The sequence below is a fragment of the Streptomyces sp. NPDC096193 genome (assembly GCF_040302905.1).
GTDB lineage: Bacteria > Actinomycetota > Actinomycetes > Streptomycetales > Streptomycetaceae > Streptomyces.
The window spans coordinates 47,165-60,170 of the sequence record NZ_JBEOSJ010000023.1; the positions used below are offsets into that span (position 1 = coordinate 47,165).

The 13,006-nt window shown below is 70.7% G+C and carries 13 protein-coding genes and 3 tRNA genes; 8 read left to right on the forward strand and 8 right to left on the reverse strand.

Features of this window, described 5'->3' with window-relative positions; all coding sequences use genetic code 11:
* Positions 1 to 19: 19 nt before the first annotated feature.
* The 6 genes from ABTX78_RS27650 to purS all read right to left on the reverse strand — a co-directional run bounded on the left by ABTX78_RS27650 (position 20) and on the right by purS (position 5,564).
* Complete coding sequence (locus ABTX78_RS27650; protein WP_352209510.1) at positions 20 to 811, reverse strand: maleylpyruvate isomerase family mycothiol-dependent enzyme; 792 nt, start codon at positions 809 to 811, stop codon at positions 20 to 22.
* Positions 812 to 824: 13 nt separating this feature from the next.
* Entirely contained in the window at positions 825 to 1,709 is an 885-nt protein-coding gene (locus ABTX78_RS27655) for a M23 family metallopeptidase (RefSeq protein ID WP_352209511.1), read from the reverse strand.
* Between the two features lie 60 nt (positions 1,710 to 1,769).
* Positions 1,770 to 2,270: an ArsR/SmtB family transcription factor gene (locus tag ABTX78_RS27660; RefSeq protein ID WP_352209512.1), complete on the reverse strand. Its 501-nt coding sequence runs from the start codon at positions 2,268 to 2,270 to the stop codon at positions 1,770 to 1,772.
* 125 nt (positions 2,271 to 2,395) lie between these two features.
* On the reverse strand, positions 2,396 to 4,645 hold the full coding sequence (gene purL / locus ABTX78_RS27665) for a phosphoribosylformylglycinamidine synthase subunit PurL (RefSeq protein WP_352209513.1): 2,250 nt from the start codon (positions 4,643 to 4,645) through the stop codon (positions 2,396 to 2,398).
* On the reverse strand, positions 4,642 to 5,322 hold the full coding sequence (purQ, locus tag ABTX78_RS27670) for a phosphoribosylformylglycinamidine synthase subunit PurQ (protein WP_352209514.1): 681 nt from the start codon (positions 5,320 to 5,322) through the stop codon (positions 4,642 to 4,644). The genes purL and purQ overlap by 4 nt, the downstream gene beginning before the upstream one ends.
* Entirely contained in the window at positions 5,319 to 5,564 is a 246-nt protein-coding gene (gene purS, locus ABTX78_RS27675; protein WP_352209515.1) for a phosphoribosylformylglycinamidine synthase subunit PurS, read from the reverse strand. Before purS ends, purQ begins: the two co-directional genes overlap by 4 nt.
* A gap of 291 nt (positions 5,565 to 5,855) precedes the next feature.
* Between purS and ABTX78_RS27680 the strand changes: the two genes are divergently transcribed.
* The 8 genes from ABTX78_RS27680 (at position 5,856) to ABTX78_RS27715 (ending at position 10,295) form a co-directional block, all read left to right on the forward strand.
* Positions 5,856 to 6,191 (forward strand): histone-like nucleoid-structuring protein Lsr2, encoded by a 336-nt coding sequence (locus ABTX78_RS27680; protein WP_352209516.1) that lies wholly within the window; start codon positions 5,856 to 5,858, stop codon positions 6,189 to 6,191.
* 112 nt (positions 6,192 to 6,303) lie between these two features.
* Positions 6,304 to 6,375, forward strand: a tRNA-Gly gene (locus ABTX78_RS27685).
* A gap of 78 nt (positions 6,376 to 6,453) precedes the next feature.
* Positions 6,454 to 6,526: transfer RNA gene (locus ABTX78_RS27690), tRNA-Gly, on the forward strand.
* A 153-nt stretch (positions 6,527 to 6,679) separates the two neighbouring features.
* Positions 6,680 to 7,597, forward strand: coding sequence for an ABC transporter ATP-binding protein (locus tag ABTX78_RS27695; protein ID WP_352209517.1), 918 nt, complete (start codon positions 6,680 to 6,682; stop codon positions 7,595 to 7,597).
* A 1-nt stretch (position 7,598) separates the two neighbouring features.
* On the forward strand, positions 7,599 to 8,363 hold the full coding sequence (locus ABTX78_RS27700) for an ABC transporter permease (RefSeq protein WP_352209518.1): 765 nt from the start codon (positions 7,599 to 7,601) through the stop codon (positions 8,361 to 8,363).
* Positions 8,364 to 8,383: 20 nt separating this feature from the next.
* Positions 8,384 to 9,595, forward strand: coding sequence for a sensor histidine kinase (locus ABTX78_RS27705; RefSeq protein ID WP_352209574.1), 1,212 nt, complete (start codon positions 8,384 to 8,386; stop codon positions 9,593 to 9,595).
* On the forward strand, positions 9,592 to 10,200 hold the full coding sequence (locus ABTX78_RS27710) for a response regulator (RefSeq protein WP_352209519.1): 609 nt from the start codon (positions 9,592 to 9,594) through the stop codon (positions 10,198 to 10,200). Before ABTX78_RS27705 ends, ABTX78_RS27710 begins: the two co-directional genes overlap by 4 nt.
* A 22-nt stretch (positions 10,201 to 10,222) precedes the next feature.
* Positions 10,223 to 10,295, forward strand: a tRNA-Gly gene (locus ABTX78_RS27715).
* A 130-nt stretch (positions 10,296 to 10,425) separates the two neighbouring features.
* On the opposite strand, the gene ABTX78_RS27720 is transcribed toward ABTX78_RS27715, so the two are convergent.
* Together ABTX78_RS27720 and ABTX78_RS27725 are read right to left on the reverse strand one after the other, a co-directional pair.
* Positions 10,426 to 11,325, reverse strand: coding sequence for a phosphoribosylaminoimidazolesuccinocarboxamide synthase (locus ABTX78_RS27720; RefSeq protein WP_352209520.1), 900 nt, complete (start codon positions 11,323 to 11,325; stop codon positions 10,426 to 10,428).
* Between the two features lie 69 nt (positions 11,326 to 11,394).
* Positions 11,395 to 12,852 (reverse strand): N,N-dimethylformamidase beta subunit family domain-containing protein, encoded by a 1,458-nt coding sequence (locus ABTX78_RS27725; RefSeq protein WP_352209521.1) that lies wholly within the window; start codon positions 12,850 to 12,852, stop codon positions 11,395 to 11,397.
* Positions 12,853 to 13,006: the final 154 nt, after the last annotated feature.

The window sequence follows — 13,006 nt, forward strand, 5'->3', positions numbered from 1 at the left end:
CGCGGGATGCCTTCTCGGCTCAGCCCAGCACCGGCAGCAGCGCGGCGAGGTCGGCCCGCTCGCCGCTGGCGCTCACCTTCGCGGCATCGAGTGACTCGGCCCAGCCCGTGCGTCCGGTGGCGAGCCGGATCCAGGTCAGCGGGTCGGTCTCGACGACATTGGGCGGGGTGCCCCGGGTGTGCCGGGGGCCCTCGACGCACTGGACGACCGCGTAGGGCGGCACCCGGACCTCGACCGATCCCCCGGGCGCCTTCACGGCGAGCGCGTCGGCGAGGAGCCGGGTGCAGGCGGCGAGCGCCTGCCGGTCGTACGGGATCGCCGTCCCGGCCGCGTCGTTCAGATCGTCGGTGTGGACGATGAGTTCGACGGTCCGTGTGACGAGGAAGTCGCCGAGACGCATGGCTCCGAACCGGGTCGGGATCAGCCGGTCGTCGGGGACACCCGTCAGCGCTTCCTCGACCCGGGCGGCCGCGTGCTCGTACAGCTCGTCGGTGGTGGCGCCGGCCACCAGTGCGCGGACGTCCTCGTCGACCTGGCCGGCGGCCGAGGCCGTGGCGAACGGCCACTCCAGCAGGGCGACTTCCTGCCGGGCGGGCTCGGGCAGGGCGAGGTTGCGGGCGACGACGGCGACGGCCATGGACAGATGGGCGGCCAGCTCGCGCACGGTCCAGTCCCCCAGGCGGGTGGGCAGCGCCTGCTGCTCCGGCGTGAGCTTCGACACCCCGTCGCGTACGTGCGCGAACTGGGTCAGCACGGCCGTACGGATCTTGTCGGGGTCGTAGCTGCGGGTGCGCTTTGCGGCTGGTGGCATGGCCCGAGGGTAATCAATCCTCCTGCGCCGGCAGGGCTGTTTTTCCGGCCGGGGAGGGGTCCGCGGAAAGGGTGGGGGACGAGTCCGCCGCGGACCCGGCCGCGAACGTCTCGCCGTTGCGCGGGACGCCGATGCCCCGCCATGTGAACGGGACACCCCGGGCGGTGTCCAGGTCCGGCCCGTCCATCAGCTGGAAGTGGACGTGCGGCTCACTGGAGTTGCCGGAGTTCCCGCAGCGGGCGATCTGCTGCCCGGCCCGGACGGTGTCGCCCGCGCGGACGCTCAGCGAACCGCGCCGGACGTGGGCGTACAGGGCGTAGGTGCCGTCGCCCAGGTCCAGCACGACGTGGTTGCCCACCACCCAGGACGCGCCGCTGATGTCCCGCACACTCGCCTCCACCAGCAGCATGTAGACCAGCATGATGAGGGAGTTGCGGCTGAGATGGTCGCGCCGTCCGTCCGAGGCGTGCACGACAGTGGCGTCCGCGACGGCGAGCAGGGGTGCGCCGAAGGCCGGGAAGGCGCTGTTGGGGCGGGCGAGGGGCCAGAGCCAGGCGAACGCGGGGCGCCTGCCTTCCTCGGGCTCGGCGACGATGTCGATGGCGTACGTCTGTCCGTAGGCGTGGACCCCGTGGCTGGGCACCTTGTCCGCCGGGCTGTTGAGCGCCGTCCACCGGCCCGCGACCGGGGCCTCCACCTCGACGGCGGGCGGCCGGTGGGCGTGGACGCGGCGCGCACGGCGGCTCAGCTCCACGACGGCGGCGAGAGCGAGGACGGCGGGCAGCCAGACCCAGTGCGGGGAGAAGGGCAGCTCGGTGACGAGGCTCGTGATCACCAGCGCGAAGAAGACGACCCAGCAGACGCGCTGGGTCACTGTCAGCAGCTTCTGGACGGACATCGTCATCACCTCTCGGGGCGATCGGGGGGCGGGTCGGGTGGTGGGGACCGGACGGCGGCGCTACGGGCGGGCCGCGGCGAGCACCACCAGCAGCGGCACCACCCGCGCTCCCGGCACCTCGTAGCGGCCCCGGCTCGCGGTGTGCAGCCAGCCCGCGGCGGTCAGCTGGCGCAGGTGGTGGTAGATCTGGCCGGTCGTGCCGAGCCCTTCGAGCTCGGTGAGCTCGGCCGCGGTGCGCCGGCCGCCGAGGATCTCGCGCAGCAGCCGCAGCCGTACGGCATGGCCGAGAGCGGCGAAGGAGTCCGCGGCGTCCGACCAGTCGCCGTCGAGCAGCTGCTCGCTCAGCAGGCCGTACTGCCATTCGTACTGCTCCTGGGTCGGCAGCCGTACGGCACCCGTGAACAGCACGCCCCCGGTCTGTGCGCCGGCCTCGGCGAGCTGTTCCTTGAGGCCCTCCAGCGCCCAGAAATCACCCTCGCCCAGCCGGGGAGCCACGCGGTCCGCCTGCTCCAGGGCGGCGAGCCGGCGTTCCAGCGCGGCGACCCGCTCCTCCAGTTCCATGATGCCAACATACGTAGTTACGTAATCTCGCGCAACGGTCCCGCGGAACGATGTCCGGACACGACCTCCGGACACGACGGAGCCCCCGCCCCCGGAAAGGGGCAGGGGCTCAGCGGACGCTGTGATCAGACCAGCAGACCCGGGATGGTCTCCTCGTGCGCCGTGCGCAGCTCGCTCAGCGCGATGCCGAACTCGCCCTGGACCTCGATCTCGTCACCGTCCACGACACCGATGCGGGTCACCGGCAGGCCCCGCGCACCGCACATGTCGGTGAAGCGGAGTTCCTCGCTGCGCGGCACCGCGACGACCGCGCGCCCCGCCGACTCGCTGAACAGGAAGGTGAAGGCGTCCAGACCGTCGGGAACGATCAGTCGCGCGCCCGTCCGGCCGCGCAGGCAGGACTCGACGACCGCCTGGATCAGACCGCCGTCGGACAAGTCGTGCGCCGCGTCGATCATGCCGTCGCGGGAGGCCGAGATCAGGATCTCGCCGAGCAGCTTCTCGCGGTCCAGGTCCACGGCCGGCGGCATCCCGCCGAGGTGGTCGTGGACGACCTGCGACCAGGCAGACCCGCCGAACTCCTCCTTCGTGTCCCCGAGGAGGTACAGCAGCTGCCCCTCCTCCGCGAACGCGATGGGCGTACGGCGCGTGACGTCGTCGATCACACCGAGCACCGCCACGACGGGCGTCGGGTGGATCGCCGTCTCACCGGTCTGGTTGTAGAGCGACACATTGCCGCCGGTGACCGGGGTGCCGAGCTGGAGGCAGCCGTCGGCGAGACCGCGGGTGGCCTCGGCGAACTGCCACATGACAGCCGGGTCCTCGGGCGAACCGAAGTTGAGGCAGTCGGAGATGGCGAGCGGCTTGGCACCAGAGGCGGCGACATTGCGGTACGCCTCCGCCAGCGCCAGCTGCGCGCCCGTGTACGGGTCGAGCTTGGCGTACCGGCCGTTGCCGTCGGTCGCCATGGCCACACCCAGATTCGACTCCTCGTCGATCCGGACCATGCCCGCGTCCTCGGGCTGAGCCAGGACGGTGTTGCCCTGCACGAAGCGGTCGTACTGGTCGGTGATCCAGGCCTTCGACGCCTGGTTCGGCGACGCGACCAGCTTCAGGACCTGCTCGCGCAGCTCCTGCGAGGTCGTCGGCCGCGGCAGCTTGCCCGCGTCGTCGGCCTGGAGGGCGTCCTGCCACTCGGGGCGGGCGTACGGCCGGTGGTAGACCGGACCGTCGTGCGCCACGGACCGCGGCGGTACGTCCACGATCTGCTCGCCGTGCCAGAAGATCTCCAGCCGCTCGCCCTCGGTCACCTCACCGATGACGGTGGCGATGACGTCCCACTTCTCGCAGATCTCCAGGAAGCGGTCGACCTTGTCCGGCTCGACCACCGCGCACATGCGCTCCTGCGACTCGCTCATGAGGATCTCCTCCGGCGAGAGCGAGGAGTCGCGCAGCGGCACGGTGTCCAGCTCGACCCGCATGCCGCCGGAGCCGGCACTCGCCAGCTCGCTGGTGGCGCAGGAGAGCCCGGCGCCGCCGAGGTCCTGGATACCGGCGACGAGGTGCTCGCGGAAGATCTCCAGGGTGCACTCGATGAGGAGCTTCTCCTGGAAGGGGTCGCCGACCTGGACGGCCGGGCGCTTGGCGGGGCCGGTCGCGTCGAAGGTCTCGGACGCGAGGACCGAGACACCGCCGATGCCGTCGCCGCCGGTGCGGGCGCCGTACAGGATGACCTTGTTGCCAGGGCCCGACGCCTGCGCGAGGTGGATGTCCTCGTGCTTCATCACACCGATGCAGCCGGCGTTGACCAGCGGATTGCCCTGGTAGCAGGAGTCGAAGACGACTTCGCCGCCGATGTTCGGCAGGCCCAGACAGTTTCCGTAGCCGCCGATGCCCGCGACGACACCGGGCAGCACCCGCTTGGTGTCGGGGTGGTCGGCGGCGCCGAAGCGCAGCGGGTCGACGACGGCCACGGGGCGCGCGCCCATCGCCAGGATGTCGCGGACGATGCCGCCGACGCCGGTGGCCGCGCCCTGGTAGGGCTCGATGTAGCTGGGGTGGTTGTGCGACTCGACCTTGAAGGTGACCGCGTACCCCTGGCCGACGTCGACGACGCCGGCGTTCTCGCCGATGCCGACGAGCATCGCGTCGTTCTCGGGGACCTTCTCGCCGAACTGCTTGAGATGGACCTTGCTGGACTTGTACGAGCAGTGCTCCGACCACATGACGGAGTACATGGCGAGCTCGGCGCCGGTGGGACGGCGGCCGAGGATCTCGTTGATCCGCGCATACTCGTCCTGCTTCAGACCCAGTTCGGCCCAGGGCTGGTCGACGTCCGGCGTCTCGGTGGCGTGCTTGACGGTGTCGAGGGTCATACGGTGACCAGCTTCTTGATGATCGAGGTGAAGAACGCGAGGCCGTCGGTGCAACCGGTGCCGACCAGCGGCTCGACGGCGTGCTCGGGGTGCGGCATCAGGCCGACGACATTGCCCTCGGCATTGGTGATGCCGGCGATGTCACGGAGCGAGCCGTTCGGATTCCCGTCGAGGTAGCGGAAGGCCACCCGGCCCTCGGCCTCGAGCTCGTCGAGGACCCGCTCGGCGGCGACGTAGCGGCCGTCGATGTTCTTCAGCGGTACGGAGATCTCCTGGCCCGCCTCGTAGTCGGCGGTCCACGCGGTCGTCGCGTTCTCCACCCGGAGCTTCTGGTCGCGGCAGATGAAGTGGAGGTGGTTGTTGCGCAGCATCGCGCCCGGCAGCAGATGCGACTCGGTGAGGATCTGGAAGCCGTTGCAGATACCGAGGACCGGAAGTCCCGCCCTGGCCTGCTCGATGAGCGTCTCCATCACCGGCGAGAACCGGGAGATGGCTCCGGCGCGCAGATAGTCCCCGTAGGAGAAACCTCCGGCGAGGACCACGGCGTCGACCTGCTTGAGGTCCTTGTCCCGGTGCCAGAGCGAGACGGGCTCGGCGCCGGCGAGACGCACGGCGCGCAGGCTGTCCCGGTCGTCCAGCGTTCCGGGGAAAGTGACGACTCCGATGCGAGCTGTCACGACTCCACCTTTACGACGAAGTCCTCGATGACGGTGTTGGCGAGGAACGTTTCGGCCATCTCGTGGATGCGGACGAGGGCGGCGTCGTCGACCGGCCCGTCCACCTCCAGCTCGAAACGCTTTCCCTGACGTACGTCCGCGATGCCGTCGAATCCGAGACGGGGCAGTGCGCGCTGAACTGCCTGTCCCTGGGGGTCGAGGATCTCGGGCTTGAGCATGACGTCGACTACGACGCGTGCCACGGGCACTCCCGGTGGTGTGTTGCGAGGGCGGTTCCCTCAGCGTACCCGGCCGGAAAATCTACTCGCGTAGATATCCCGAGAACATCCTGGCTAACGCACGGAGAAAATCCGTGGAAATATCCCGCCCGCCATTGCTCCAGACACGCGCATGCAATTGAGTGGGCTTCACAATGTGTCGTCGGCCGCTGTACAAAGGAATACAGAGGAAAGCAGCTTTGCCCCTCGGCAGCCGGAAAGTCGGTGGCACCGCATGTCAGAACGGGTGACACCGCAGGGAAAGGACCGATATCCGTGGCTCAGCGAGTAGTGGTCGCGCTCTTCGACGACATCGACGGCGGAGAAGCGGCGGAAACGGTCACGTTCGCCCTGGACGGGAAGTCGTACGAGATCGACCTCAATCCCGCCAATGCAAAGAAACTGCGCAAGGCGCTGGCCCCGTACGTCGCGGCCGGCAGGAAGCAGCGGGACACGGGACGGCGCGGCAGGGCCCGCACCGCCTACACGCACACCTCGCTCGAGCCGGCCCCGGCCGCCGTACGGGCCTGGGCGCAGTCCAACAAGATGGACGTGCCCGCGCGCGGACGTATCCCGAAGGCGGTCTACGAGGCGTTCCGCGAAGCCAGTTGAGCGCTCGGCGCCGGGCCGCGCGCCGATCCGAGTTGCACAGCACCCCTGCTGTTCGGCTAGAGTCTGGAGCACGCCGAGGGGCGAGGCCGCAAGGCCCCACCTCACGCAGCGTGCGGGTGTAGTTCAGTAGTAGAACATCCCCCTTCCAGGGGGAAGGCGCAGTGTGCAATTCCTGTCACCCGCTCTCATCGCTTTACCGTCCTCTCACGGGGATCGGGTAAGGTGATGCGGCACCGCCCGGTGAGAGCCGAGCGGGAGCAATGCGGACGTAGCTCAGTTGGTAGAGCGCAACCTTGCCAAGGTTGAGGTCGCCAGTTCGAACCTGGTCGTCCGCTCCGGAATGAAGGCCCTGGTCATCGACCAGGGCCTTCATCGTTCTCCCGGATGCCCGCCGACCCGGGACCGCCTGCCGCGCCCATGACATTTGTCATCGGGGCCGATGACAGGGCGCACTGCTCGCGGGCCCGTCCGGGCGGAAGCCTTGAGACATGACCACAGACGACCACGTGATCACGGCCGAGCAGGTCCGGCGCTCCTACACCGGGGGCTTCGAGGCCGTGAGCGGGATCTCCTTCTCCGTCTCGCGCGGCGAGATCTTCGCGCTGCTCGGGACGAACGGCGCCGGCAAGACCTCCACCGTCGAACTGCTGGAAGGACTCGCCCGGCCGACCGGCGGGACCGTGCAGGTTCTCGGCCACGACCCGTACCGCGACCGCACCGCCGTACGGCCCCGCATCGGGGTCATGCTCCAGGAAGGCGGCTTCCCCTCCGATCTCACCGTCGCCGAGACCGCCCGTATGTGGGCCGGTTGCACCACCGGAGCACGGCCCGTCCCGGAAGCCCTGGAGCTCGTCGGGCTCGGGATGCGGTCCGGCGTCCGCGTCAAACAGCTCTCCGGCGGCGAGCGGCGGAGGCTGGATCTGGCGCTGGCGCTCCTCGGGCGGCCCGAGGTGCTCTTCCTCGACGAGCCGACGACCGGCCTGGACGCCGAAGGGCGGCGCGACACCTGGGAGTTGGTGCGCGCCCTGCGGGAGCGCGGCACCACCGTCCTGCTGACCACGCACTATCTGGAGGAGGCCGAGTCGCTGGCCGACCGGCTGGCGATCATGCACCGGGGGCGGATCGTGACCGGCGGCACCCCCGCCGAGGTGACCGCGTCCCGGCCCGCCAGAATCCGCTTCCTGCTCCCCGAGGGCTTCCCGGCCGGACGCCTGCCGCTGTCGCTCCAGGCCGGCGTCCAGGGCCGCCGCGTCGAGATCCGTACGCACGAACTCCAGGACGACCTCGGCGAACTGCTGCGCTGGGCACGGGAGTCGGACGTACGCCTCGAAGCGCTCGACGCCCGCTCCGCCTCCCTCGAGGACGCCTTCCTCGACATCGCGCAGACCGAAACGGCAGGGGTGTGACATGAACGCCACCACACGCAGGCTCAACGCCCTCGGGCGCGCGGAGCTGACCCTCCTCGTACGCAACCGGACCACCCTCTTCGTGGCCCTGCTGATGCCCCCGGCCATGATCATGCTGATGGCGTCGACGCTGGACGGCATGGACCTCGGCCCGGCCGGGATGAGCATCGGCGAGGCGACGATGACCGGCGCGATCGGGATGGTGCTGATCCTCGTCGTCCATCTCAACCTCGTCTCGGCCTATGTGGCCCGGCGCGAGGAACTGGTGCTCAAGCGGCTGCGCACCGGAGAGGTGCCGGACCACGAGATCCTCACCGGCACCGCGCTGCCCGCCGTCGGGCTGGCACTCGCCCAGTGCCTGCTGATCGTGATCGCCGGCATGGCCCTGCTGGACCTCGGGGCGCCCCGGCGGCCCGAACTGCTCGTCGCCGGCATCCTGCTGGGCATGCTGCTGATGGCCGCCCTCGCCGCCGCCACCTCCGCGTTCACCCGGACCGTGGAGAGCTCGCAGATCACCACGATGCCGATGTTCCTGATCTCCCTTCCGGGCTCCGGCCTGCTGATCCCGCTGGACGTCCTGCCGGACAGGATCGCCTCCGTCTGTGAACTGCTGCCGCTGACCGGGGCGATGACGCTCGTACGTGCGGGCTGGCTCGGCGACACCGGCTCCGGGGAGCTGCTGGGCGCCGCCGTGACCGCCCTGGCCTGGGTCGTGATCTCGGTCTTCGCTGTGCAACGGTGGTTCCGCTGGGAACCCCGCCGCTGACCTCGGGAGTACGTGTGCCGGTGAAGGCATGGAGCAAACGCAGCGGTCCGGCCAAGGTGGACCTGTACACCCGCGGCACCGTGCATCTGATCGTCTGGATCGGCCCCCTCGGGCTGTCGCTGCTGCTGATGACCAGGCCGGTGCGCCAGGGCGGGCAGACGCCGGTCCAGCTGGCCACGCTGCTCTGCGGCGTCGTGGCGGGCGTACTGTGCGGCCGTCTCGTCCGGCCCGCGATGGACGTCTACCTGGGCAGGGGGAAGCTGCCCCCACGACTGCTCGGCCAGGCCGCCGCCGCGACAGCCGCCACGGCCGGCGGGGTCGCCCTGCTGGCGGCCACCGTCGATCTCGACGGGCTGCTGCCCACGATGCTGGCGTCGGCGGTCGTCCCCTTTCTCACCGTCCACAGTCTGCTCGTGCCCAACCGGATCTCGGTCGTCGTCCAGCTCGGCGTGCTCCTCGCAGTGACGGGACTGCTCGCGGCGACCGGCAGCCCGGTGTGGGAGATCCTCGTCGTCCTCCCCGCCATCGCCTTCAGCACCGGGTGGATGGCCTTCACCGCACGGGCGTCGATGTGGGTGCTTGCGGTGATGTGGGAGCTGCGGGAGGCACGGGACGTCCAGGCACGGCTCGCGGTCGCCGAGGAGCGGCTGCGCTTCGGCCGCGATCTGCACGACGTCCTCGGCCGCAATCTCGCCGTCATCGCGCTGAAGAGCGAACTGGCCGTCCAGCTGGCCCGGCGCGAGCGGCCCGAGGCGGTCGACCAGATGACCGAGGTCCAGCGCATCGCGCAGGAGTCGCAGCGGGAGGTACGGGACGTGGTGCGCGGTTATCGCGAAGCGGATCTGCGCGTCGAACTGGAGGGAGCACGGGGCGTGTTGGCGGCCGCCGGCATCGCCTGCACCGTGACCGCCGGGGACACGGTCCTGCCCGGTGACGTGCAGTCCGCGCTCGGCTGGGTGGTCCGGGAGGCCACCACCAACGTGCTGCGGCACGGGGACGCGCGGCGCTGCACGATCGCGGTGGACACGGCGGACGGCAGCGTCGTCCTCGTCATCGAGAACGACGGAGCGGGCGCCACGGCAGCCACCGCCCCCGGCTCGGGCCTGACCGGTCTGCGGGAGCGGCTGTCCGCGGTGGCCGGCGCGCTGGAGGCGGGTCCGGTGGACGGCGGACGGTTCCGGCTGACGGCCCGGGTACCGCTGGCACGAGCCGACGTGAGGGAGGCGGTGTGACCGTCCGCGTGCTGCTCGCCGACGACGAGCATCTGATCCGCGGGGCGCTCGCGGTGCTCCTCGCGCTGGAGGAGGACCTCGTGGTCGTCGCCGAGGCGGCATCGGGCTCGGAGGCGCTCGCCATGGCGCTGGCGCACCGGCCCGACGTCGCGGTCCTCGATCTCCAGATGCCGGGTGCCGACGGTGTGAGCGTTGCCACATCGCTGCGGGCCGAACTGCCCATGTGCCGGACGATGATCGTCACCAGCCATGGCCTGCCGGGGCATCTGAAAAGGGCACTGACAGCGGGTGTGCGGGGCTTTGTCCCGAAGACGCTGAGCGCCCAGCGGCTCGCCGAGATCATCCGTACCGTGCACGCCGGAAACCGTTACGTGGACCCGGAGTTGGCCGCCGACGCGATCTCCGCCGGGGACTCGCCGCTGACCGCCCGGGAGGCCGAGGTGCTGACGCTGGCGGCGGACGGCGCACCGGTCGCGGAGATCGCGGAGCGGGCGTCGCTGTCACAGGGGACCGTGCGGAACTACCTGTCCTCGGCGGCCTCGAAGCTGGGCGCGGAGAACCGGCATACGGCAGTCCGTCTCGCACGCGAGCGAGGTTGGGTATAGTGGTCTCCGCGCCACGGCGCATGCGGACGTAGCTCAGTTGGTAGAGCGCAACCTTGCCAAGGTTGAGGTCGCCAGTTCGAACCTGGTCGTCCGCTCGGAAAGAAGGCCCCGGTCCTCAGGACCGGGGCCTTCTTCGTGCCTCCGGGGCTTCTTCGTGTCTCCGGGGCCGGTGTCCCCGCGGGCCGCGTGTCTCCGCGACCCGCGTCGCCGGGCGCCTCGCGGGCGCTACGACCAGCGGGTGCCCGTCAGCAGCTCGTAGGCCTCCAGATACTTGGCGCGCGTCGCCTCCACGACCTCCTGCGGGAGCGCGGGCGGCGGCTGCTCGCTCCGGCGGTCCCAGCCGGACGCCGGCGAGGTCAGCCAGTCGCGGACGTACTGCTTGTCGTACGAGGGCTGGGCACGGCCCGGCTCCCAGGTGGCGGCCGGCCAGAACCGCGAGGAGTCCGGGGTCAGCACCTCGTCCGCGATGACGAGGTCGTCGCCGTCGAAACCGAACTCGAACTTGGTGTCCGCGAGGATGATGCCGCGCGCCCGGGCGATGTCACGGGCCCGGCCGTAGACGGCCAGGGTCGCCTGCCGCAGCTCGGCCGCGGTCTCGGCGCCCACCTGGCGGGCGACCTCCTCGTAGCTCACGTTCTCGTCGTGGTCGCCGACGGCGGCCTTGGTGGCGGGCGTGAAGATCGGGGCCGGGAGCTCCGAGCCGTCGGTGAGGCCCTCGGGCAGCGCGAGACCGCAGACCGTACGGGACTCCTTGTACTCGGCGAGGCCGGAGCCGGTGAGATAGCCGCGGGCGACGCACTCGACCGGGACCATGCGCAGCGACTTGCACACCAGGGTGCGGCCCTCCCAGTCGGCGGGGGCGCCCTCGGGCAGGTCCGTGCTCAGGACGTGGTTGGGTACGAGGTCGGAGAGCCGGTCGAACCACCACAGCGAGAGCCGTGTGAGCACCCGGCCCTTGTCGGGGATCTCGGTGGGCAGCACCCAGTCGTAGGCGGAGATACGGTCGCTGGCGACCATCACGAGGTCGCCCGCCTCGTTCCGGTACAGCTCGCGCACCTTGCCGGTGTGCAGATGCACCAGGCCCGGCACCTGAAGCGGTTCGGGCTTTTCGACGAATCCGGACACGGTTCCTCCCCGTATATCTGTCCCAGCGGTCCGATTCTCCCGCATACGGGGGGCGGACCTCGACGCGGGTCAGTCCCGTTTGCAGATCCGGTCCAGCAGATTGGCCGTCGCACGCTGCACACGCGTGTCCTGGTGGCCGGGCCGGTCCAGCGCCGGTGACCAGGCGAAAGTCCCCGACGCGAAGACGAGGGCACCGGACGGCGCTCGGTACAGGGAGGTCTCCTGATGGCGGACCACCCCCTCGCTGTCCCGGTACGGGGAATGCGCGAGCAGGATGCGGCGCCGGTGGTCGGGGAGCGCGGTGCGCGGGAAGTAACGGTCCGCCTCACCGGCGACCAGCCCGGCGAGCTCGTCGCCCTCACCGGCGCCGGTCGCCTCCCACAGCCAGTGGTCAGCGTTCCGCACGACGAGGGGACGCGGCTCGGGGACGCGGCCCGCGTACTGGATGCCGAGCAGCTGCTGCTCCGCCCGGTCCACCTCGCGCCACAGGGCCGCTTTGCCGGGACCGCGGCGCTTGCGGCAGGTGAGAAGACGGTCGGGCACCCCGGAGGCCGAGGGGCCGAGCTCCACCTGCCAGTACATGGTGTTCGCGGAGAGGAAGACGAGCGAGGTGCCGTGGTCGCGGGCGCGCTCGGCCGTGCGGCGCATGGGCGCCGACCAGTACTCGTCGTGGCCCGGGAAGACCAGGCCGCGGTAGCGGGCCGGGTCGATGCGGCCCGCGTGCAGATCGCGGGTGTCGGCGTAGGCGAGGTCGTAGCCGTACCGCTCGGCCCAGCGGATGAAGTCGTATGCGTGGCCGACGTGCAGGGGCAGGCCGGCACCCGCGTACGGCCGGTCGAACGAGACCGTCACGGCGGCGTCCTGCTCACCGAGGAGCCGGCCCTCCTCGTCCCAGGCGTGGTAGAGACTCGCGCCGGTACGGCCGTCCTCGGGATAGAGGTTGTACGCCTGCCAGGTGACGTCCGGCAGGAGCAGCAGCAGGTCCGCGGGGTGGTCGTCGCGGACGGTGAAGGGGATGTGGGAGCGGTAGCCGTCGAGGGTGGTGAGCACGGCGACATAGGCGCCGACCGACCAGTACGAGGGGATCTGCAGCCGCCAGGAGAGCCACCAGTGGTGGCAGGAGACCGTGCGGTCCGCGGCGAGCGGCGGCGGCTGGACGATGCCGGAAAGCCGGGGACTGGTGGTGATCTTGGCGGCGCCGTCGCCGGCGTAGTGCCCGATGCGATAGACGTCGACGGAGAACTGCTGCGGCGGATCGACGGTGACGTGGAAGTCGAGCGCTTCGCCCGGAGCCGCCGCGCCGGTGGACGTGAAGCCCTTGATCTGGCGGTGGACGTCGTCGGCCGTGCGGGGGCCGCGGGCGCTTCTGCCGCGGTCCGGGTCGGCGTACCACGGCACGACCTGACCGGTGTCGTCGAAGTAGTGCTCGCTGCCACGGAGCCAGGGGAGAGGCCCCTGACCGAACGGGTCCGAGACGGCGTGGGCGAGAGCGCCCGATTCCCACCGTCTGATCTGCTCCGCCCCCATGCCGCACCCTCCCTCGACGCCCCCAGGACAACTGTGGAAGCGCCGAGTTCGTTCAGCGCCGGTCCCAGCACATCACATAACGCACGCGCGCCGTCACCCTTCGTCGCTAATTGTTGCGGCAGTGAGCTATTGCCGAGAGCGGGCGCTCGCCCGG

Coding starts and splice junctions, on each gene's coding strand:
- ABTX78_RS27650 (WP_352209510.1), bottom strand. CDS start 811: ATGCCACCAGCCGCAAAGCGCACCCGCAGCTACGACCCCGACAAGATC.
- ABTX78_RS27655 (WP_352209511.1), bottom strand. CDS start 1,709: ATGTCCGTCCAGAAGCTGCTGACAGTGACCCAGCGCGTCTGCTGGGTC.
- ABTX78_RS27660 (WP_352209512.1), bottom strand. CDS start 2,270: ATGGAACTGGAGGAGCGGGTCGCCGCGCTGGAACGCCGGCTCGCCGCC.
- purL (WP_352209513.1), bottom strand. CDS start 4,645: ATGACCCTCGACACCGTCAAGCACGCCACCGAGACGCCGGACGTCGAC.
- ABTX78_RS27695 (WP_352209517.1), top strand. CDS start 6,680: ATGACCACAGACGACCACGTGATCACGGCCGAGCAGGTCCGGCGCTCC.
- ABTX78_RS27700 (WP_352209518.1), top strand. CDS start 7,599: ATGAACGCCACCACACGCAGGCTCAACGCCCTCGGGCGCGCGGAGCTG.
- ABTX78_RS27725 (WP_352209521.1), bottom strand. CDS start 12,852: ATGGGGGCGGAGCAGATCAGACGGTGGGAATCGGGCGCTCTCGCCCAC.